At 68.8% G+C, this 20321-nt stretch carries 17 protein-coding genes and 1 tRNA gene; 16 read left to right on the top strand and 2 right to left on the bottom strand.

Going from position 1 to position 20321, the window contains the following annotated elements; translation table 11 throughout:
• Positions 1 to 235: 235 nt before the first annotated feature.
• From D5084_RS08830 to modC, 13 genes are all read left to right on the top strand, one after another.
• Positions 236 to 646: a ketosteroid isomerase-related protein gene (locus D5084_RS08830; RefSeq protein WP_128515157.1), complete on the top strand. Its 411-nt coding sequence runs from the start codon at positions 236 to 238 to the stop codon at positions 644 to 646.
• On the top strand, positions 643 to 1239 hold the full coding sequence (locus D5084_RS08825; RefSeq protein ID WP_238382583.1) for a GNAT family N-acetyltransferase: 597 nt from the start codon (positions 643 to 645) through the stop codon (positions 1237 to 1239). Before D5084_RS08830 ends, D5084_RS08825 begins: the two co-directional genes overlap by 4 nt.
• Before the next feature lie 179 nt (positions 1240 to 1418).
• Positions 1419 to 4043 (top strand): HAD-IC family P-type ATPase, encoded by a 2625-nt coding sequence (locus D5084_RS08820; RefSeq protein WP_128515156.1) that lies wholly within the window; start codon positions 1419 to 1421, stop codon positions 4041 to 4043.
• 80 nt (positions 4044 to 4123) lie between these two features.
• A complete protein-coding gene (gene infA, locus D5084_RS08815) occupies positions 4124 to 4342 on the top strand; it encodes a translation initiation factor IF-1 (protein WP_050523081.1) in 219 nt (72 codons plus the stop codon).
• A gap of 1 nt (position 4343) precedes the next feature.
• Positions 4344 to 4919, top strand: a complete 576-nt coding sequence (locus D5084_RS08810; RefSeq protein WP_128515155.1) for a Maf family protein — start codon at positions 4344 to 4346, stop codon at positions 4917 to 4919.
• Positions 4916 to 5965 carry a ribonuclease E/G gene (locus D5084_RS08805; protein WP_128515154.1) on the top strand — a complete coding sequence of 350 codons (1050 nt, stop codon included), beginning with the start codon at positions 4916 to 4918 and terminating at the stop codon, positions 5963 to 5965. The genes D5084_RS08810 and D5084_RS08805 overlap by 4 nt, the downstream gene beginning before the upstream one ends.
• Positions 5962 to 6138, top strand: a complete 177-nt coding sequence (locus D5084_RS08800; RefSeq protein WP_128515153.1) for a DNA gyrase inhibitor YacG — start codon at positions 5962 to 5964, stop codon at positions 6136 to 6138. The genes D5084_RS08805 and D5084_RS08800 overlap by 4 nt, the downstream gene beginning before the upstream one ends.
• A gap of 60 nt (positions 6139 to 6198) precedes the next feature.
• Positions 6199 to 6274: transfer RNA gene (locus tag D5084_RS08795), tRNA-Phe, on the top strand.
• A gap of 316 nt (positions 6275 to 6590) precedes the next feature.
• The gene (locus D5084_RS08790) at positions 6591 to 11669 is read left to right on the top strand and encodes a RecQ family ATP-dependent DNA helicase (protein ID WP_128515152.1); all 5079 of its coding nucleotides are present in this window, start codon (positions 6591 to 6593) and stop codon (positions 11667 to 11669) included.
• A gap of 192 nt (positions 11670 to 11861) precedes the next feature.
• Complete coding sequence (locus D5084_RS08785; RefSeq protein WP_128515151.1) at positions 11862 to 12242, top strand: winged helix-turn-helix domain-containing protein; 381 nt, start codon at positions 11862 to 11864, stop codon at positions 12240 to 12242.
• 66 nt (positions 12243 to 12308) lie between these two features.
• Complete coding sequence (gene modA / locus D5084_RS08780) at positions 12309 to 13091, top strand: molybdate ABC transporter substrate-binding protein (protein WP_128515150.1); 783 nt, start codon at positions 12309 to 12311, stop codon at positions 13089 to 13091.
• A 3-nt stretch (positions 13092 to 13094) separates the two neighbouring features.
• On the top strand, positions 13095 to 13763 hold the full coding sequence (modB, locus tag D5084_RS08775; protein WP_128515149.1) for a molybdate ABC transporter permease subunit: 669 nt from the start codon (positions 13095 to 13097) through the stop codon (positions 13761 to 13763).
• On the top strand, positions 13760 to 14848 hold the full coding sequence (gene modC / locus D5084_RS08770; protein ID WP_128515148.1) for a molybdenum ABC transporter ATP-binding protein: 1089 nt from the start codon (positions 13760 to 13762) through the stop codon (positions 14846 to 14848). The genes modB and modC overlap by 4 nt, the downstream gene beginning before the upstream one ends.
• 97 nt (positions 14849 to 14945) lie before the next feature.
• Here modC and D5084_RS08765 read toward each other — a convergent pair whose 3' ends face one another.
• Positions 14946 to 15830, bottom strand: coding sequence for a helix-turn-helix domain-containing protein (locus D5084_RS08765; RefSeq protein WP_162302407.1), 885 nt, complete (start codon positions 15828 to 15830; stop codon positions 14946 to 14948).
• Positions 15831 to 16042: 212 nt separating this feature from the next.
• Between D5084_RS08765 and D5084_RS08760 the strand changes: the two genes are divergently transcribed.
• Complete coding sequence (locus tag D5084_RS08760) at positions 16043 to 16276, top strand: hypothetical protein (protein WP_128515146.1); 234 nt, start codon at positions 16043 to 16045, stop codon at positions 16274 to 16276.
• A 9-nt stretch (positions 16277 to 16285) separates the two neighbouring features.
• Positions 16286 to 17653, top strand: a complete 1368-nt coding sequence (locus D5084_RS08755; RefSeq protein ID WP_274378880.1) for an alpha-glucosidase/alpha-galactosidase — start codon at positions 16286 to 16288, stop codon at positions 17651 to 17653.
• Between the two features lie 146 nt (positions 17654 to 17799).
• Here the strand turns inward: D5084_RS08755 and dacB are convergent, their stop codons facing one another.
• Positions 17800 to 19281: a D-alanyl-D-alanine carboxypeptidase/D-alanyl-D-alanine endopeptidase gene (gene dacB / locus D5084_RS08750; RefSeq protein ID WP_238382582.1), complete on the bottom strand. Its 1482-nt coding sequence runs from the start codon at positions 19279 to 19281 to the stop codon at positions 17800 to 17802.
• 139 nt (positions 19282 to 19420) lie between these two features.
• Here dacB and D5084_RS08745 point away from each other — a divergent pair, with 139 nt between their 5' ends.
• A complete protein-coding gene (locus tag D5084_RS08745; RefSeq protein WP_128515143.1) occupies positions 19421 to 20296 on the top strand; it encodes a bifunctional helix-turn-helix transcriptional regulator/GNAT family N-acetyltransferase in 876 nt (291 codons plus the stop codon).
• Positions 20297 to 20321 lie beyond the last annotated feature (25 nt).

Below are 20321 nucleotides of genomic sequence, written 5' to 3'. Positions count from 1 at the left end.
CTGGAAAACACCAGCACAGGCCCTCGCCGAGGAACTCGAAAAAACAACAACAACCGTTGCACTTGGAACTTGAGTTAACCACGTCAGAACGCCCACAACCAAGCCATTGGAATCCCTTGCGGCCCCCACCGCGCCGCGCGCGGCGCACCGCAAGGTCGCTTTCCGCCCCCACCCCGCCGCCTGCGACTTCCCCCCGCCCCCGGCCCCCGCTACTCTCCCCCAAAAGGAGACCCCCATGACCCGCGAGACCACCCTCTCCCTGATCCGCCGCTACTACGACGCCTTCAACGCGGGCGACCCCGAGGGGATGCTCGCCTGCCTGACCGAGGACGTCGAGCACCGGGTGAACGAGGGCGGGCACCGGATCGGCAAGGCGAAGTTCCGCGAGTTCTGCGGCCACATGGGGGTCAGCTACCGGGAGCAGCTCCGCGACCTGACGATCTTCGCGACCGACGACGGCACCCGGGGGGCCGCCGAGTTCGTGGTCCATGGGGAGTATCTGAAGACCGACCCGGGCCTGCCCGAAGCCCGCGGCCAGACCTACATCCTCCCCGCCGGGGGGTTCTTCGAGGTCAGGGGCGGCCTCATCTCCCGCATCACCACCTTCTACAACCTCAACGACTGGATCCGGCAGGTGAGCCAGTGAACCTGGAAGACATCGACGTCCGGGTCCTGCGCGGCCCCGAGCTGGAGGCCGCCCTCGATGGCGTCGCGCAGCTACGGATCACCGTGTTCCGGGACTGGCCCTACCTTTACGACGGCTCGCTGGAATACGAACGCGAATACCTCGCCACCTACCGCGACAACCCCGGCGCGCTGCTGGTCGGGGCCTTCCACCAGGGCCAACTGATCGGCGCCTCGACCTCGACCCCGATGGAGGACCACGCGCCGGAGTTCAGCGCCCCCTTCCGCGACCTTGGCCTGCGGCCGGAGACCATCCTCTACGGGGCGGAGTCGGTCCTTCTGCGCCCCTATCGCGGCATCGGCCTTGGCCACCGTTTCATCGACCTGCGCGAGGACCACGCCCGCGCCCTCGGCCGGACCCATGTCGCGTTCTGTTCCGTCATCCGGCCCGACGACCACCCTGCGCGGCCCGCCCAGGCCCGCACCAACGACGCCTTCTGGCGCGGGCGGGGCTATGCGCCGCTTCCGGGGGTCGTCGCGCGGTTCAGCTGGAAGGACCTCGGCGACACGGCCGAGACCGAGAAGCCCCTGCAATTCTGGATGCGGGCGCTTTGACCCGGACCTTCTGCCCACGCGTGGGCAGACTGGCGAATTGCGCCAAATCAATGCGTTGCCTGTGGGCATTCATATACCTTTAGGCTTCGGGGCGATCCGACCCGCCGGATCGCTGCGAGAGCCCACGCCAGACGCAAGCCCCGTCACGATCCGTCCGGACAGACCCGAGGAGGCCGGAAATGACCGATCCCGTCCCGTTCCACGCGCTTTCGATCGACGAGGCCCTGACGCGGCTGAACGCCCGGCCAGGCGGACTGAGCCGGGACGAGGCGGCGCGGCGGCTGGCCGAGCACGGGCCGAACCGCCTGCCCGAAGCCAGATCGCGGGGGCCGGTCCTTCGCTTCCTCGCGCAGTTCGACAATGTGCTGATCTATGTGCTTCTGGCCGCAGCGGTCGTTACGGCGGCCTTGCAGCACTGGGTCGATACCGGGGTGATCCTCGCGGTCGTGCTGGCCAATGCGGTGATCGGCTTCATCCAGGAGGGCAAGGCCGAGGCGGCGATGGGGGCGATCCGGTCGCTGCTGGCGCCGAAGGCGGCCGTCCTGCGCGACGGGCAGCGGGTGAGCCTGCCGGGGGCCGATCTTGTGCCGGGCGACATCGTGCTGCTGGAGGCGGGCGACAAGGTGCCGGCCGACCTGCGGGTGATCGAGGCGCGGGGGCTGGCGGCGCAAGAGGCGATCCTGACCGGCGAATCCGTGCCGGTGGAGAAGGACACGGGGCCGGTCGCGGCGGCTGCGGCCCTGGGGGACCGGCGGTCGATGCTTTGGTCGGGGACGCTGGTCACGCAGGGCACCGCGAAGGGGCTGGTCGTGGCCACGGGCCAGGGCACCGAGATCGGCCGGATCGGCGGGCTTCTGGCCGGGGTCGAACAGCTGACCACGCCGCTGGTCCGGCAGATGGACCATTTCGCGCGCTGGCTGTCGCTGCTGATCCTGCTGATCTCGGCGCTTCTGCTCGCCTACGGCCATTTCGTCGGCCATCAGGACTTTGGCGAGCTATTCATGGCGGTGATCGGCGTCGCCGTGGCCGCGATCCCCGAAGGCCTGCCTGCGGTGATGACGATCACGCTGGCCATCGGCGTGCAGGCCATGGCGCGGCGCAACGCCATCGTGCGCCGCCTGCCCGCGATCGAGGCGATCGGCTCGGTCTCGGTCATCTGCACCGACAAGACCGGCACGCTGACCCGCAACGAGATGGTCGTGGCCGCCGCCGAGACGCCGGAGGGTGCCTTCACCGTCTCGGGCGACGGCTATGAGCCCCGGGGCAAGATCACCCCGGCAGGCGATCTGTCGCGGCTGGCGCGGGCGGCGGCGCTGTGCAACGACGCGGCCCTGCATGAACGGGACGGGCAATGGTTCGTCGAGGGCGACCCGATGGAGGGGGCCTTGCTGGCCTTTTCCGGCAAGGTGGGCGAGGTGCCGCCCGCCACGCGGTTGGACGCGGTGCCTTTCGACAGCCGCCACCGCTATATGGCGGTGCTGACCGGCGACGGGCTGACCCTGGTCAAGGGCGCGCCGGAACGGGTGCTGCGCATGTGCGGCGACATCGACCATGCGCACTGGCACGACCGGGCCGAGGCGATGGCCCGTCAGGGCCTGCGCGTGCTGGCCTTCGCCGAACGGCAACAGGCAAGCGACCGCATCGACGCGAAGGCGCTGGAGGGCGGGCTGAGGTTCATCGGCCTTCTGGGCCTGATCGACCCGCCGCGCGCCGAGGCCATCGAAGCGGTGGCCGAATGTCGCCGCGCCGGGATCCGGGTCAAGATGATCACCGGCGACCATGCCGGAACCGCCGCCGCCATCGCCGCTCAGATCGGGCTGGCGCGGCCGGGCCGCGTGCTGACCGGAGCGGATCTCGACAAGCTGGACGATGCGCAGCTGGCGCTGGAGGTGATGGACGTCGATGTCTTTGCCCGCACCAGCCCCGAACACAAGCTGCGGCTGGTCACGGCCTTGCAGGCCAACGGTCTGTCGGTGGCGATGACCGGCGACGGCGTGAACGATGCGCCCGCGCTGAAGCGCGCCGATGCGGGCATCGCCATGGGGCTGAAGGGATCGGAAGCGGCGAAGGAAGCCGCCGATCTGGTGCTGGCCGACGACAATTTCGCCAGCATCGCGGCGGCCGTGCGCGAGGGGCGGACGGTCTGGGACAACCTGCGGAAGGTGATCAGCTGGACCCTGCCCACCAATGCGGGCGAAGCCTCGGTCGTGGTGCTGGCGCTGCTTCTGGGGCTGGCCTTGCCGGTGACGCCCGTGCAGATCCTGTGGATCAACCTGATCACGGCTGTCACCCTGGGCCTTGCGCTGGCCTTCGAGCCGACCGAGGCCGGCACCATGTCGCGCCCGCCCCGCCCGCGCAACGCGCCGATCCTGACCGGCGGGCTGGTCTGGCAGGTGATCCTGATCGCGGGCCTCTTCGTCGCGGCGACCTTCGGCCTCTTCAACTATGCCATCGATCAGGGCTATTCGCTGGCCATGGCGCAGACGATGGCGATGAACATGATCGTCGTGCTGGAGATCTTCAACCTGTTCTTCATCCGCAACATGCACGGCACCTCGCTGACCTGGAAGGCGGTCCGGGGCACGAAGGTCGTCTGGACGGTGGTGATCCTGGTGACGGCGGCGCAGTTCGCCGTGACCTACCTGCCGCCCCTGCAGGCGATCCTGGGCACCGAGGCCGTTCCGTTCGGCCATGGCCTGCTGATCGTCGGGATCGGCGTGGTGTTCTTCGCCATCGTCGAGATCGAGAAGCAGATCCGCCTCGGCCTGCGCGGGCGTCCGGGCCGCCCGGAAGAATCCGCTTGAAAACCGGCCCTTTCGGGGGCATATGGCGCACCGGACGCCTGCGGGACATCCCCCGCGGGCCCATCTGCAATGGAGAGACCATGGCCAAGGAAGACATTCTCGAATTCCCCGGTGTCGTGAAGGAACTCCTGCCGAACGCGACATTCAGGGTCGAACTCGAGAACGGCCATGAGCTGATCGCGGTGATGGCAGGCAAGATGCGCAAGAACCGCATCCGGGTTCTGGCCGGCGACAAGGTGCAGGTCGAGATGACCCCCTACGACCTGTCGAAGGGCCGCATCAACTATCGCTTCAAGTAAGTTGCGCCTCATCCTCGGATCAGGCAGCCCGCGCCGCAAGGACTTGCTGGCGCAGATGGGGATCGTGCCCGATCTGATCCTGCCCCCCGACATCGACGAAGACCCCCGCAAGGGCGAACTGCCGCGTCCCTATTGCCTGCGGCTGGCCGAGGAAAAGGCGCGGGCGGTGCCGTCTGGTCCCGATGACGTGGTGCTTTGCGCCGACACGACCGTCGCGCTTGGCCGCCGCATCCTGGGCAAGCCTGCGGATGCCGGAGAGGCCGCAGCCTTCCTGACCGCTCTTGGCGGGCGGCGGCATCAGGTCGTCACCGGGGTCGCGGTGCGGCGCGGGGACCGGGTGCTGGTGCGCGACAGCGTCAGCGTGGTGAAGATGAAACGGCTGTCGGACGCGGAACTGAACGCCTATCTCGCCAGCGGCGAATGGCAGGGCAAGGCGGGCGGCTACGGCATCCAGGGGCTGGCGGGGGCGCTGATCCCGTGGATTTCGGGCAGCTACACCGGCATCATGGGCCTGCCGGTGGCCGAGACGGCGGCCCTTCTGACGGCGGTGGGCTATCCGGTCTGGAGGCAGGCATGAAGGGACGGCTTCTGGTTCTGGACGAGATCGCCGGCCGTCAGGCCGCCGCGCTGCTGGTGGACGGGCGGCTGGAGGAACTGGCCATCGACCCCGAGGGCGACGTGGTGCTGCCCGGCGCCATCTGCCGCGCGGTGGCCGACCGTCCGGTCAAGGGCCAGGGCGGCATCTTCGTCAGGCTGCCGGGCGGCTCGGGCTTCCTGCGGCAGATTTCCGGTGTGGCCCCCGGCCAGCGGCTTCTGGTGCAGGTCACGGGGCCGGCCGAACCCGGCAAGGCCCTGCCGGTGACCACGCGCCTTCTGTTCAAGTCGCGCTTTGCCATCATCACCCCCGACGCGCCCGGCCTGAACATCAGCCGCCGCATCCGCGACGAGGACCGCCGCGCCGACCTCTCGGCGCTGGCCGAGGCCGGCATGTCTGGCGCGTCCGAAAGGCTGGGCCTGATCCTGCGCTCGGGCTGCGAGGAAGCCGAGGATCAGGCGATCACCGAGGACATCGCCGCGATGCGCAGCCTGGCCGAGGCGGTGCTGGCCGATCTGTCCGGGGACCCGGAGCTTCTGGTCGATGGCCCCTCGGCGCATGATCTGGCCTTCCGCGACTGGCTGGACCCGGCGGTGGACGATGCCGACACCGATCCCGGAAGTCTCGAACGCCACGGCGTGATCGAGGCGGTCGAGGCCCTGCTGTCCCCCCGCGTCGCGCTGGAGGCGGGCGCGCACATGATGATCGAACCGACCCGCGCGCTGGTGGCGGTGGATGTGAACACCGGCCCCGACACCTCGCCCGCTGCGGCGCTGAAGGTGAACATCGCCGCCGCCCGCGACCTGCCGCGCCAGCTGCGCCTGCGCGGCCTGGGCGGCCAGGTGGTGGTGGACTTCGCGCCGATGCCCAAGCGCGACCGCCATATCCTCGACCAGGTGCTGAAGGCCGCCTTCAAGACCGATGGCGAAACCAACCATGCCGGCTGGACCACGCTTGGCCTTTACGAACTGACCCGCAAGCGCGACCGCCTGCCCCTGGCCGAGCTTCTGCCGAAAGGCCTGCCATGAGCTGCCCGATCTGCGGCAAGCCCGCCGTCCCCGCCTACCGCCCGTTCTGCTCGCGCCGCTGCGCCGACATCGACCTTGGCCGCTGGCTGACCGAAAGCTACCGCATCCCGGCCGAAAGCGCGGACGAGGCCGAGGAGCTGCCAACCGACGAGACCCCGCCAAAGGCGCATTGAGAGGCGTTTTCCCTCTGGACAGCCCCCCGGTGCTTGAGTATCACCCGCCCACCAAACGGTGCCCAGATAGCTCAGTTGGTAGAGCAGCGGATTGAAAATCCGCGTGTCGCTGGTTCGATTCCGGCTCTGGGCACCACTTGAATCAGCAAGATCAGCAAGCTGAGTGTCGCGCTTTTCCTTGTCCATGCGCCGTGGCGGCATTGCGCGGTTTTTTCCTGCACTGGCGGCGTTCGCCCGGGCTGGGACGCGCGCGGACGGCCCCTTGCGCTGATCGCAGCCTTGCGCTGTCGATCCGGCGCGATCCCGAGAAATGTCTTTGGGCGTGCAGAGTGCATTGCAGAACGCCGCGTTCGCGCCGAAGGTGAAGGGACATTCCGCGTCTTGCATCCAGGAGAGGCAAGGTTATCAATCCGTTGACAAGCAGTTGCTCCTCCAAAGCCCGGTCCTGATGCTTGACCCGTGACGCCTCATCTTTCCTGTCGGCCTGCGTTTCGGTCGATCTGGAGGTCGATCCCAGGACGGCAGGGCTTTTTGCCTTTGCGGCTGTGCGGGGCGAGCGGGCTGTCGTTCACAAGGGGGCTGCGATCGGTCCTGCGCTGGACCGGCTCGAGGCGCTGTGCGACGGGGTGGCGCATCTGGTGGGCCACAACATCCTGCGCCATGACCTGCCGCATCTGGTGGCCAACCGGGCGCGGCTGACGGGTCCGGGGGCGGCGGCGATCGACACGCTGTGGCTGAACCCCCTGGCCTTTCCGCGCAACCCTTATCACCATCTGGTCAAACACTATCACGACGGGCGGTTGCAGGTCGGCCATGTGAACGACCCCGAACAGGATGCTCGGTTGGCCCTTCAGGTGCTGGCCGATCAGATCGCAGCGTTTACCCGGTTGGGAGAGGAGGCACCCGATGCCTTGCTGGCCTATCACCATCTGACAACGCGAGGCGAGGCCTCGGCCGGGTTCGACGCGCTGTTCCGGTCCTTGCGCGGCCCGGCACCGGGTGAGGCCGCAGCCCATGCCGCCATCCGTCGCCTGCTGGACGGTCGCGCCTGCAACCATCGTCTCGACCAGACCCTTGGCCGCCTGTCCGATCCGCGCAATGGCTGGCCGATGGCCTATGCGCTGTCGTGGATTTCGGTGGCGGGCGGGGATTCGGTGATGCCGCCCTGGGTGCGGATGCAGTTTCCGCAGGCGGGGCGGATCGTGCGACATCTGCGCGACACGAACTGTGGCGATCCGGCCTGCGGCTGGTGCGCGGAAAAGAACGACCCCAAGGCCGCGTTGGAACGCTGGTTCGGCTTTCCCGCCTTCCGCCCGCAGCCCGTCGATGACATGGGTCGCCCCTTGCAGGAGCGCATCGTGGCCGAGACGATGGCGGGCAGATCGGTCCTCGGCATCCTGCCCACCGGCACCGGCAAATCGGTCTGCTACCAGATTCCGGCGCTGTCGCGGTTCGACAAGACCGGGGCGCTGACGGTGGTGATCTCGCCCCTTGTGGCGCTGATGGCCGATCAGGTGCAGGGGCTGGCGCGGGCCGGGATTTCGTGCGCTGTCACGGTGAACGGCATGCTGTCGCTGCCCGAACGGCATGACGCGCTGGAAAAGGTGCGGATGGGCGATGCGGCGATGCTGCTGATCTCGCCCGAGCAGTTGCGCTCGCCAGGGGTCCGCGCCGTCCTGCAACAGCGCGAGGTCGGGCTCTGGGTGCTGGACGAGGCGCATTGCATCAGCAAATGGGGCCATGATTTCCGGCCCGACTACCGTTATGTCAGCCGCTTTGTCAAAGAGGTCTCGGGCGATGCTCCGGCGCCGGTGCTGTGCCTGACCGCAACTGCCAAGCCCGAGGTGGTGCGCGACATCCGTGACCATTTCCAGTCCCGGCTCGGGGTGGACCTGATGCTGCTGGACGGGGGCGCGGTGCGCACCAACCTGTCCTTTGCCGTGCTGGCCACGCAGAAGGCGACCAAGCTGAGCGACATCCTGACGACGATCGAGGCCAATCTGCCGCCCGAAGGGGCCTCGGGGGCCGTGGTCTATTGCGCCACCCGGACGGCGACGGAAAAGGTGGCGGAGTTCCTGAAGGCGCAGGGGCTGGCGGCGGATTTCTTCCACGCAGGACGCAGCCCGGAAGATAAGCGCGAGGTGCAAGAGGCGTTCCGCACCGGGCAGTTGCGGGTGATCGCGGCGACGAATGCGTTCGGCATGGGCATCGACAAGCCCGATATCCGGCTGGTCGTGCATGGTGACATTCCGGGGTCGCTGGAGAATTACCTGCAAGAGGCGGGCCGCGCCGGGCGGGATCGCGCGCCCGCCAGTTGCGTGCTGCTGTTCAGCCCCGAGGATGTGGAGCGGCAATTCTCGCTGTCGGCGCGGTCGCGTCTGGCACGGCACGAGATCGGCGCGATCCTCAAGGCGCTGCGGCGGCTGGACCGGCACAGGTCGGGCGAGGTGGTGGCCACCCCGGGCGAGATCGTGCGCGAGGAGAAGGATCAGGAATTCGAGCGCGACAAGGCCACCGACGACACCCGCGTGAAGACCGCCGTGGCCTGGCTGGAAGAGGCGACGCTGCTGGCCCGCGAGGAGAACCGCGTACAGGTGTTCCCCTCGTCGCTGCGCATCCGGTCGGTGGCTGAGGCAGCAGCCATCCTGGAAAAGGCGCGGATCACCGGGGTCAGGCGCACGCAGCTGATCGACCTTGTGCGCCATGTGATGAATGCAGCCCCCGATGCCGGGGTTTCGACCGACGATCTGACCGGGGCCTGCGGGCTGTCGGGGCGCGAGTTGCACCGGGCTTTGGCCGATCTGGAGGCTCTGGGCATCGCCAGCAACGACACGGGCATCACGGTCTATGTCCATCTCGGCGTCGAGGATGCCTCGGCCCGTCGTCTGGACCAGGCGGCGCGGATGGAGACCGATCTGATCGCCCTGATGCAAGAGGCGGTGCCGGATGCCGAAGGGGCCGAAGCGCAGCCCCTGAACCTGACCGAGACCTGCCAGGCCCTGCGCGACAAGGGACATGCGCAGGTGCGCCCCGATCTGGTGGAGGGCATCCTGCGCGGCATGGCGCAGGACGGCCGCGATCAGGACGGCGGGCGGGGGAACCTGACCCTGCGCAAGGCCAGCCGGACCACGATCTTCGTGCGGCTGGAGCGGTCATGGCCCGTGGTCGCCCGCACGGCAGACCTGCGGCGGCAGGGGGCGCAGGCGCTGCTGGCCCATCTGACGGGCAAGGTGGCCAAGGGCACGCGCGGCAAGGACATTCAGGTCGAAACCACCCTTGGCGCGATGCTGGATGCGCTGAACGGCGACGCGCTGCTCAGGGCCGAGACGCGCGACATGACCCGCCTGATGGACCGCGCGCTCTTGTGGCTGCACGAACAGCAGGTCGCCACCCTGGGCCGGGGGCTGACGGTGTTCCGCCCGGCGATCACCGTGCATCTGAACCCGAAGGGCGGGCCGTTCACCGTCCAGCACTTCGCGCCCCTGGAAGAGCATTATGCAGAGACGACGATCCAGACCCATGTGATGGCGGCCTATGCCGAAAAGGGGCTGGAGGACATGGATCAGGCCCGGCGTCTGGCCGAGGATTACTTCGTGCTGGACCGCGACGCTTTCCTGCGCCGCTGGCTGCCGGGGCGCGGCGCGGAAATCCGGCGGCAGACCACCGGCACGTCCTGGCGCGCGATCGTCGATGCGCTGGACAACCCGGTGCAGGCCGAGATCGTCCGCGACGACCGGGAACAGACCAATGTGCTGGTGCTGGCGGGGCCGGGGTCGGGCAAGACGCGGGTGCTGGTGCATCGCATCGCCTACCTCATCCGCGTGAAGCGCGAGGACCCGCGCGGCATTCTGGTCTTGACCTACAACCGACATGCCGCGGCCGAGATCCGGGAACGCCTGCGCCGCCTGATCGGGGATGACGCTGCGGGGGTGACGGTGTCCACATGCCACGCGCTGGCGATGCGGCTGATGGGGGCGAGCTTTGCAGGCGATCACGAGGGGCCGCGTGACTTTGACGGCATCGTCCTGCAAGCCGTAGCCCTGCTGCGCGGGGATGGTCTGACCAGGGCCGAGGCAGAGGCGCTGCGCGACACCCTGATCCAGGGCTATCGCTGGCTTCTCGTGGACGAATATCAGGACATCGGCCCCGAGGAATATGCCCTGATCGGCGCGGTGGCGGGGCGGTCGCTTGAGGATGACCTGCGCATCAGCCTCTTTGCCGTGGGCGATGACGACCAGAACATCTACGCCTTCGCCGGGGCAAGTATCGAGTTCATCCGGCGCTTCGAGACCGACTATGCCGCCAAGCCGGTCTGGCTGACCGAAAACTACCGCTCGACCGCGCATATCATCGCGGCGGCCAATGCCGTCATCGCCCCGGCCGCCCAGCGCATGAAGGCTGGACACGACATCACCGTGAACCGCGCCCGCGCCAGGGCTGCGCCGGGGGGCGACTGGTCGGCGCTGGACCCGGTGGCGCAGGGGCGCGTCACCCTGCTGGATGCGGGCGGCGAGGCCGGGCAGGCGGTGGCGGCTCTGGACGAGCTGCTGCGTCTGTCCCGGCTGGACCCCGATTGGACCTGGCGGCGCTGTGCCGTGATCGCCCGCGACTGGCGGCGGCTGGAACCCGTCCGTGCCTATGCCGAGGCTCTGGGCATTCCCATCGACATGGCCAACGAAAAGCCGCTCTCCCTGTGGCGCATGCGCGAGATGCAGGGATTCGTCCGTGCCCTTCTGGCAGATCGCACCCGGCTTTTGAGCATCCCCGATCTGATCGCCATCCTGAACGGCCAACCCCGGAACCGCTGGACCGACCTGATCGGCGAAGGCATCGGCACCCTGGCGCGCGAACTGGTGGAAAAGGCCGCCCCGGTGCCCGACATCGTGCAATGGTTCGGCGAATGGGCGCGGGACGTGCGCGGCGAACATCAGGGGCTGCTGCTCATGACCGCCCACCGCGCCAAGGGGCTGGAGTTCGATCATGTCGTGATCCTGAACGGCGGCTGGGATCGCCCCTCGCGCGGCGAGGATGCCGACGCCCCGCGCCGCCTGTTCTATGTCGCCATGACGCGGGCGCGGTCCACGCTGACCGTGCTGACCGACGGGCCCCACGCCTTTGTCCGCCCGGGCGATGCGATCCTGCCGCGCCGCGTCACCCCCGACGCCGCCGCCCTGCCGCGCGCCCGCCTGCGCTATGTGCCGCCCGATCCCCGGCTGGTGGACCTGTCCTTTGCCGGGCGTCTGCGGGACGGGGATCCGGCGCTGGCCGCCATCGCCGCCGCCCGCCCCGGCGACCCCGTCCAGCTGATCCGCGACGGCGACCGCTGGCGGATCGACACCGCCCAGGGCCGGACCCTTGCCCGCCTCTCCCGCGCCTTCGCCCCGCCCGAGGGCGCCACCTTCCTGCGCGGCGAAGTCGCCGCCGTCCTGACCTGGCGGCGCGAGGATGGGGATGAGGACTATCACCACCTGCTCCGCCGCGACGCGTGGGAGGTGGTCTTGCCGGAACTGGTGTTCGAGGCACTGGAGTGACCCGCGGAACCGGCAGGACATCCGTCCGCGTCTGCGGTTGGTCAGGGCCGCGATGGGGCGGGGGCGGTGATGGCACGCCTCGCCGGCTGACCTGGGCGGCGTGACCTCGCCCTGCTGCCGCGCCGGAAGGGCAGCCGGTCCGTCCCGGGTTGAAGACTTGAAGGCAGGGCCGTTTCCCGCGATCCTGCGGCCATGACTCTGCAAACCGATCGCCCGTCCTGGCCCCGTCTGCGCCTTCGCATCCATTTCGGCGAGGCCGAGATGCTGGGGCCCGGCAAGGCCGAGCTTCTGGAACGGATCGCGCGCACCGGGTCGATCGCAGCCGCAGGGCGCGAGATGGGGATGAGCTACAAGCGCGCCTGGATGCTGATCGAAACCCTGAATGCGATGTTCCGCGCGCCGCTTGTCGAAAGCACGCGCGGCGGCCCGGGGGGCGGTGGTGCCGTGCTGACCGAGACGGGGCAGCAGGTCCTGGCCCTCTACCGCCGGATCGAAGCAGAGGCCGCCGAGGCCGGCGCCGGGACGCTGCGCGGGATGCAGGCGCTGCTCCGGGATATTCCCGATGGAAAATAACGGTTGACTCCGGGGCCAGCGGACAGCGATGTTTCCGGCCGACCATATCAACCAGAGCCACCCGGAATGATGCAGCGCCGCGACCTTCTGCTTGCCCTTGCCATGCTGGGCGTCCTGCCGGGCGCAAGTGCTGTCGCCCAGACCGATGCCCCCGTGATTGCCGCAGCCGCGGACCTGTCCTTCGCCGTGACGGAGATCGCGGCCCGGTTCAGGCAGGACACGGGGATGGACGTGCGTCTTGCCTTCGGCTCGACCGGCAACTTCGCCCGCCAGATCCGCGAAGGTGCGCCGTTCCAGATGTTCATGGCGGCGGATGAGTCGTTCATCCTGGACCTGCACCGCGATGGCTTTGCCCGCGACGAAGGCACGCTGTATGGCGTCGGTCGGATCGTGCTGAAGGTGCCGGAAGGGTCCTCCCTGGTCGCCGACGGCACGTTGGAAACGCTGCGGCAAGCATTGGCGGCGGGTCGGATCACCCGCTTTGCCATCGCCAACCCCGACCACGCTCCCTACGGGATGCGCGCCGAAGAGGCGCTGCGCCACGCAGGACTGTGGGAGGCCATTCAGCCCTATCTGGTGCTGGGTGAAAATGTCGCTCAGGCAGCGCAGTTCACGCTGTCGGGCAATGCCGAGGGCGGGATCATCGCCTATTCGGTGGCGCTTGCCCCGGAGGTCGCGGCGCGGGGCAGCCATGCGCTGATCCCCGAGGACTGGCATGAACCCCTGCGTCAACGCATGGCGCTGCTGAACGGGGCCGGGCCGGTGGCCGAGGCCTTCTTCGCCTACATCCAGACCCCGCCTGCGCGCGAGATCATGGCGCGTTACGGCTTCACCCTGCCGCAGGACTGACGCTTGGACTGGACCGCCCTTTTCCTGTCGCTTGAACTTGCCGCCTGGACGGTGGCGATCCTGCTGCCGGTCTCGGTTCTGACCGGCCGGTTCCTGGCCTTCCGGCAGTTTGGCGGCAAGGGTTTGGTCGAAGCCCTGGTGATGCTGCCGCTTGTCCTGCCGCCCACGGTGTTCGGCTTCTACATGCTGGTCGCCTTTGGCCGGAACTCGCCCCTGGGGTCGCTCTGGCAGGAGCTTTTCGGCCATCAGCTGGTCTTCAGCTTCGAGGGTCTGGTTCTTGCCTCGGTCATCTTCAACCTGCCCTTCGCGATCCAGCCCGCGCAGCGCGGGTTCGAAGCCGTTCCCGTCGCCGTGCGCGAGGCGGCCCGCTGCTGCGGCCTGTCGCCCTGGCGGTCGCTGCGGAAGGTCGAACTGCCCCTGGCCTGGCCGGGGGTGATGACGGCCATGGTGCTGACCTTCGCCCATACCCTTGGGGAATTCGGCATCGTGCTGATGGTTGGCGGCTCCATCCCGGGAGAGACGAAGACCGTCGCGATTGCCATCTACGACCGGGTGCAGGCCTTCGACGACAGGGGGGCAGGGATCATGGCGGCCACGCTGGTCGCGATCAGCCTGGCCACGATCACCGCCACCTATGCGCTGTCGGCCCGCCTCGGACGGCGGCTGTCATGACGCTGTCGGTATCGCTGCGGGCCGACAGACCGGTCCCGCTCGAGGTGGCCTTCGAAGTGGCTCCGGGCGAACTGCTGGCCCTGGTGGGACATTCCGGGTCGGGCAAGACCACGATCCTGCGCAGCATCGCGGGGCTGTGGACGCCCTCTTCCGGCCAGGTGCGGGCGGGTGGGACGGTCTGGCTGGATACGGGGGCCGGGATCGACCTGGCCGTGCACCGACGCTCCATCGGCTTCGTGTTCCAGTCCTATGCGCTGTTTCCGCACATGACGGCGCTGGGAAACGTGCTGACCGCGATGGCCACGCCCGACCGGGCCGAGGCGGCGCGGCTTCTCGATCTGGTCAATCTGCACGGTCTGGCCGACCGCAAACCGGCGCAGCTTTCGGGCGGGCAGCAACAGCGCGTGGCCCTGGCCCGCGCCCTGGCGCGAAAGCCATCGGTGCTGCTTCTGGACGAACCCTTCTCTGCCGTGGACCGCGCCACCCGCGAAAGACTTCATGCCGAGATCATCGCGCTGCGGTCGCATCTGGCGATGCCGGTCGTGCTGGTCACGCATGACATGAACGAGGCGCAGCTTCTGGCCGACCGGATGCTGGTCATCCAGAACGGACGGCTTGTCCGCGAAGGCACGACGGCACAGGTCATGGCCGACGCCGACGCCCTGCGCGCCATGGGCATCCGCGAGGTCGCAGCCCTGCTGCCCGCCGTCATCGCGGGCATCGAGGAGGACGGCCTGACCCGGCTTGACACGGCGACGGGGCCGATCTTCCTGCCCGGCGTGCAGGGAGACCCGGGCACGCGACTGCGCGTGCGGATCATGGCCCACGAAATCATCCTGTCGCGCGCGCGGCCCACCGGGCTTTCCGCACAGAACATCCTGCCCGCGCGCGTGACGAAACTCACCCAAGGCGACGGCCCCGCCGTGACGGTTCACCTGTCGGTCGGCGAGGCCGAACTGCTTGCGCGCATCACGCGTCGCGCGGCCAGGGACCTGGCGCTGGCGCCGGGCGACAGGGTTCATGCCGTGCTGAAGGCGATGTCGGTGGCCCGCGACCATATCGCCCCGGCGTCACGGCACGTCTGACACCCAAGGCTCGCCCGCTGGCCGTCTCTGACGCGGCCAGGCCCTCTCGATGCGGGCCCCCCGGATGCAGCACACGGGAAGGCGCGCCGCCTGCGCCCTACCGCAGGTCCATCCGGATATAGTGCTGGCGCAGCGCGGCCGGCGAGATGCCGTAACCGGCGCGGAACTGGGCGTAGAACTGGGTCATGGAGGTGAAGCCGCATTGTTCGGCCACCGCAGAAATCGCGGTCGAGCTTTCCACCAGAAGCGCCCGCGCCCGCATCAGCCGCATCCGGTTGATGAACTGCTTCAGCGGCACCTGCATGGTCCTGGAAAACAGCGATACCGCATAGTTTTCATGCAGCCCCGTCACCGCTGTCACCTGGGCGTTCAGCAAGGGTTTGTCCAGGTTTTCAAGCACATGACGCACCATCGCGATGACATGGCGCACATGGGCCGAACTGAGACTGCGGTCGCTGCCGATCTCGTGCTGCGGCGGGCGAAGATAGTCGAAGCCCGACACCAGCGCGCGGCGGAACAGGGCGTTCAGCTCCATCTTCACGATCTCGGCCCGTTCGAAATCGCCCGAGCGGTAGTCCTGATACCAGCGCTGCACGAGGTCGCCGTCGCAAAGCGGTTCCGGCAGCGCCACCATCCCCCGCCCGATCAGTGCCGCCTGCAAGGGCATGATGTGACGCATCTGCAGAAAGCTGTCCAGGGGTAGGTAGATGTTGGCCAGCCGCGGCGGGGCGTCGCCCAGGGGCTGAAGCCCGGTCAGCTGGTGCGGCACACCGGCCCAGAACAGGACCAGCCGGCGGTCCGGCACCTCAAGCCTCGTGCCGTCGAAGTCATAGCCCATGCGGACATGCGTCGCGAAGTTCAGCTCGACATGGCCGTGCCAGTGCGGCTGCGGCATCAGCTGGGGCTCGAAGATGCGGATGCCGAACCGCCCGAAGGCGCGGTTGCGCGAATAGAAATGCCGGTCGTGGTTCGGCACCGGCATCGGGTTGCGCCGTCTCTGACCCCTGCTGCGGCTGCCATCCATGCCTGCCCCTGCCGATCTTAGAAAACCGGAAAACTATCTGACAAAGTGATATTGTTGAAAGCCCTCATCTTCCGCAACCTCTGCCTGCCGGACGGGGCGGAGGGAGTCCGCGACCGGCGGCCCTGTCAACGTCGATCGGCCTGGCGCTAGCGCAGATCAAGGGAAGCAAGATGACGATCCGTATCCAGCGCGTCGCTCCTGCGGCGCTGCTTCCGGGGGTGTCTTCCGGGGCGGCGGTGTCCGCGCCGACCACCCCGCCGGACCGCCGCATGCCGGTCCGCCGGATCATCGCGCCCTTGCGCAAACTCCAGCGCGAACAGAGCCCGGTTGACGCCGTGCCGGAGAACCCCGCAACCGTCCACACCCGCCGCCCGGTCAAGGCGGCCTTCGAGATTGCAGCCTGAAGGAGCATCATGCCCAAACCCGTCATCACGTTCATCGGCGCCGGTTCCACCGTGTTCACCAAGAACATCGCCGGCGACATCCTGTCGCGTCCCGCCCTGGCCCAGGCCGAAATCCGCCTGATGGACATCAACCCCGAACGGCTGGAGGAATCCGAGATCATCGTCGGCAAGCTGGCCCAGACCCTTGGCGGCAAGGCATCGGTCAAGACCTACACCGACCAGAAGCGCGCCCTGACCGGGGCCGATTTCGTCGTCGTCTGCTTCCAGATCGGCGGCTACGACCCCTGCACGATCACCGACTTCGAAGTGCCGAAGAAGTTCGGCCTGCGCCAGACCATCGCCGACACGCTGGGCATCGGCGGCATCATGCGCGGCCTGCGCACCGTCCCGCACCTGTGGTCCATCTGTGAGGACATGCTGGAAGTCGCCCCTCAGGCCATGATGTTGCAATATGTCAATCCGATGGCGATCAACACCTGGGCGATCGCTGCGAAATATCCGAAAATCAAACAAGTGGGCCTGTGCCATTCGGTCCAGGGCACCGCGTGGGAACTGGCGCGAGACCTCGACATCCCGGTCGAGGAGATCCGCTACCGCGCGGGCGGCATCAACCACATGGCCTTCTACCTCACCTTCGAACACCGCCAGCCGGATGGGACCTACCGCAACCTCTACCCCGACCTCATCCAGGGCTACCGCGAGGGGCGTTTCCCCAAGCCGTCGCACTGGAACCCGCGCTGCCCGAACAAGGTGCGGTATGAGATGCTGACGCGGCTGGGCTACTTCGTCACCGAAAGCTCGGAGCATTTCGCCGAATACACGCCGTGGTTCATCAAGCGCGACCGCCCGGACCTGATCGAGAAATTCGGCATCCCGCTGGACGAATACCCCAAGCGCTGCGTCGAACAGATCGCCCGCTGGAAGAAGGAAGCCGAGGCGCTGAAATCCGCCACCACCGTCGAGGTGAAGGAAAGCCACGAATACGCCTCGGAAATCGTGAACTCGGTCGTCACCGGCGAGCCCTCGGTGATCTACGGCAACATCGGCAACCGCGGCTACATCCCGCAACTACCCGAGGGCTGCGCAGTGGAGGTGCCGGTTCTGGTGGATGCCTCGGGCCTGCAACCCACCGTGGTGCATGACATCCCGCCGCAACTGATCGCCCTGATGCGCACGAACATCAACGTCCAGGACCTGACGGTGCAGGCGCTGCTGACGGAAAACCCCGAGCACATCTACCACGCCGCCATGCTTGACCCCCACACCGGGGCCGAGCTGGACCTCGACCAGATCTGGGCGATGACCACCGACCTTCTGGCCGCGCATGGCGACTGGCTGCCGGACTGGGCGCGGGTGCCGGTGCGCAAGGCGGGCTGAACCGCTGTGGCCCCGGCGCATCTGCGGTGCGGGGGCGGCACCGCGGGGTGCCTTGTCGCCAGGGCGCCGGGCAATCGCGCCCGGCGCGGGGGGCAAGATGGCAAGAGCCCGCGCCGCAAGGCCGGGCGCGCGCCGCCTTGCAAAGGTCAGGCGTAGGCCCCGGCCCAGCGGTTGATGAGCTGCCCCTGCAACCGCCGCGCGCGGGTGGTCCAGGCCTTGCCGCCCTCGGGCTCCTCGCGCAGCGCGACCGGCACGGCATCGCGCCGCCCGGGATCGCCCGTGAAGATGGCAAAGACCAGTTCCCGCCCCGGCGCGGGCGGCACCACATGGCCCGCCAGTCCCGAGACGAAATTCAGCGTCCCCGACTTGGCCAGCACCTTGACCTTGCTGCCCTTGATGACCTCGCCCTTGTCGTCCTTCAGGCCGACGTCCCGCAGGATCGCCTTCAGACCCCGCCCCCCGGCCTCAGCCTGTTGCAGCATCTGCGCCATGCCCGCCGCCGTCACGCGCGACTGCCCCCCCAGCCCGGAGTGATCGTGCAGGTCGAAGCGCACCCCGAACCGCGCCGCGACCCAGTCGGACATCGCCCGCCCCGAAGCCTCCAGCGTCGTCAGGCCCGAGGCGGTCAGCCCCACGCATTCCGCCGTCAGGTTGGTGGAAAACCTCAGCATGTCGCGCAGAACCTCGGTCAGCGGCGCGCTGTCCACCCGGCCCAGCTCTGCCCCCGCCGGCAGCGCCGCGACCCGCTCGCCCGGCTCCAGCCGGATGCCCTGCGCGCGCGCCAGCGTGCGGAACACCTCGGCCACATAGGCGCCGGGGTCGCGGACCGGCAGCCAGCGGCTGCCCCCCTTGCCCAGCGCGGCCGAGGCCACCGTCCATGCCTCGACCCGACCCGGCGCGTAGGTGAACAAGGGCGCATCCCGCTCTGCCACGTCGACCCGGACCATGCCGACGGCGGGCACAAAGCGTTCGCCCCGCGCATCGACCGTGGTGCGCCACTGGCCGTCCACCTTCTTCCATTCGAAATAGGCCCGGTTGAAGTTCAGGTTCAGCCCCGAGATCGCCGCGTTGTAGCCGACATGCTCGGGCTGGTCGGCGGCAATCCCGCGCAGCGTCGGCAGCGCGCCCTCCCAGTAGAGGAACCGCCCCGTCGCCCCCTTCAGCCCGGCCTTGGCCAGCCGCGCCACCAGATCGCCCAGCTGATCGGTCTGCAAGGTCGGATCGCCCCCGCCCGCCAGCACCAGATCGCCCTGCACCACCCCGCCCTGCACCGGCCCCGTGGCCAGAACCCGCGTCGCAAAGCGGTGGGATGGCCCCAGCTTCTCCAGCGCGAACAGCGAGGTCACTGTCTTGGCCACGCTTGCTGGCGGCATCGGCAGGGTCGGCGCGCGGCTCTCCAGCACCGCGCCGGTCCTTGCGTCCATCACCACGAAGGCGACCGACCCGCCCAGCCTGGCCTTCTCGATCAGCGCCTCGGCATCGACGGGGCCGCGCGCGGCACCGGGTGCGGGGGCCGCCGACTTGCCGCCGCGCGTCACCGGCCGGGGCGAGCTGTCCATCACCTCGGCCACCGCCGGGAAGGCCGCGCCCGCCAGAAGCCCGGCCAGCATCATCCGCCGCGAAATCACGCCTCTTCCTCCCTTTTTTCCGGTCATAACGCCTTCCCGGCCGATTCCGCCAGTCCGGGCTGCAGCCGGGCAGTTCGCACTTGCGTGACAAGATTGCCTGACTACAGTCAGACGAAATACCTGACCGGGGTCTGCCATCATGCTGGATGCCGTCGCGCGCCTGCGCCGCTTCAACCGTGCCGTCACCCGCGAGGTGGGGGCACTGGATACGTCGTTTCTGGGCCGGGGGCGTCCACTCGGCGCGGTCCGGGTTCTGGTCATGGTGCGTCCCGAAGGGACGGATGTGGCGCTGATCCGGGATCGGCTGGGGCTGGATTCGGGGCTGATGAGCCGCTTCCTGCGCAGCCTGGAACGCGAGGGGCTGATCCAGACTGCGGCCGACCCCGCCGACCGCCGCCGCCGCATCGCCCGGCTGACACCGGCGGGTGAGGCCGAAGTTGCGGCCTATGATGCCATCGGCCATGCCCGGGCGGCCCGGCTTCTCGCCCGCGCCGGGTCGCGCGCGGCCGAACTGGTGGCCGCGATGGACCTGATCGCCACGGTGCTGAACCGCGACCAGATGGAGATCCGCCCCGCCGATCCCGACAGCCCCGAGGTGCTGGCCTGCTGGCAGGCCTATGTCGCCGAACTGGTCGCCCGCGTCCCGGATGCCACGCCCGATCTCTTCCCGCTCCCCGACCCCGGGGCCGACCGCTACCGCCCGCCGCAGGGCCGCTGCCTCGTGGCCTGGTCCGACGATCTGCCGGTGGGCTGCGTCGCGCTGCGCCCGCTTGACGGCGCAACCGCCGAGGTCAAGCGGCTCTGGGTCGATGCGACAGCGCGCGGCCAGGGCCTCGCCCGCCGGCTTATGACCGCCATCGAGGACGAGGCGCGGGCCATGGGTCTGGTCGCGCTGAAGCTCGACACCAACTCCGCCCTGTCCGAGGCAGTCGCGCTCTACCGCGCAACGGGCTGGCGCGACTGCGCCCCCTACACCGGCGCGCCGGCCGATACCTGGATGGAAAAGCGGCTCTGACCGGACCCGCCCCGCGCGCGCGCCG

The organism is Tabrizicola thermarum (genome assembly GCF_003574395.1).
GTDB lineage: Bacteria > Pseudomonadota > Alphaproteobacteria > Rhodobacterales > Rhodobacteraceae > Tabrizicola > Tabrizicola thermarum.
The sequence above is the reverse complement of the archived record's forward strand: the minus strand, read 5'-3'. Positions and strand labels throughout refer to the sequence as shown.

Excerpts from the sequence above, each read along its gene's own strand:
- D5084_RS08765 (WP_162302407.1), bottom strand. The coding sequence starts at position 15,830 with ATGCCGGTGCCGAACCACGACCGGCATTTCTATTCGCGCAACCGCGCC.
- D5084_RS08805 (WP_128515154.1), top strand. The coding sequence starts at position 4,916 with ATGAAGGGACGGCTTCTGGTTCTGGACGAGATCGCCGGCCGTCAGGCC.
- D5084_RS08760 (WP_128515146.1), top strand. The coding sequence starts at position 16,043 with ATGACGATCCGTATCCAGCGCGTCGCTCCTGCGGCGCTGCTTCCGGGG.
- D5084_RS08800 (WP_128515153.1), top strand. The coding sequence starts at position 5,962 with ATGAGCTGCCCGATCTGCGGCAAGCCCGCCGTCCCCGCCTACCGCCCG.
- D5084_RS08830 (WP_128515157.1), top strand. The coding sequence starts at position 236 with ATGACCCGCGAGACCACCCTCTCCCTGATCCGCCGCTACTACGACGCC.
- D5084_RS08755 (WP_274378880.1), top strand. The coding sequence starts at position 16,286 with ATGCCCAAACCCGTCATCACGTTCATCGGCGCCGGTTCCACCGTGTTC.
- infA (WP_050523081.1), top strand. The coding sequence starts at position 4,124 with ATGGCCAAGGAAGACATTCTCGAATTCCCCGGTGTCGTGAAGGAACTC.
- modA (WP_128515150.1), top strand. The coding sequence starts at position 12,309 with ATGATGCAGCGCCGCGACCTTCTGCTTGCCCTTGCCATGCTGGGCGTC.
- modC (WP_128515148.1), top strand. The coding sequence starts at position 13,760 with ATGACGCTGTCGGTATCGCTGCGGGCCGACAGACCGGTCCCGCTCGAG.
- D5084_RS08820 (WP_128515156.1), top strand. The coding sequence starts at position 1,419 with ATGACCGATCCCGTCCCGTTCCACGCGCTTTCGATCGACGAGGCCCTG.
- D5084_RS08785 (WP_128515151.1), top strand. The coding sequence starts at position 11,862 with ATGACTCTGCAAACCGATCGCCCGTCCTGGCCCCGTCTGCGCCTTCGC.
- D5084_RS08745 (WP_128515143.1), top strand. The coding sequence starts at position 19,421 with ATGCTGGATGCCGTCGCGCGCCTGCGCCGCTTCAACCGTGCCGTCACC.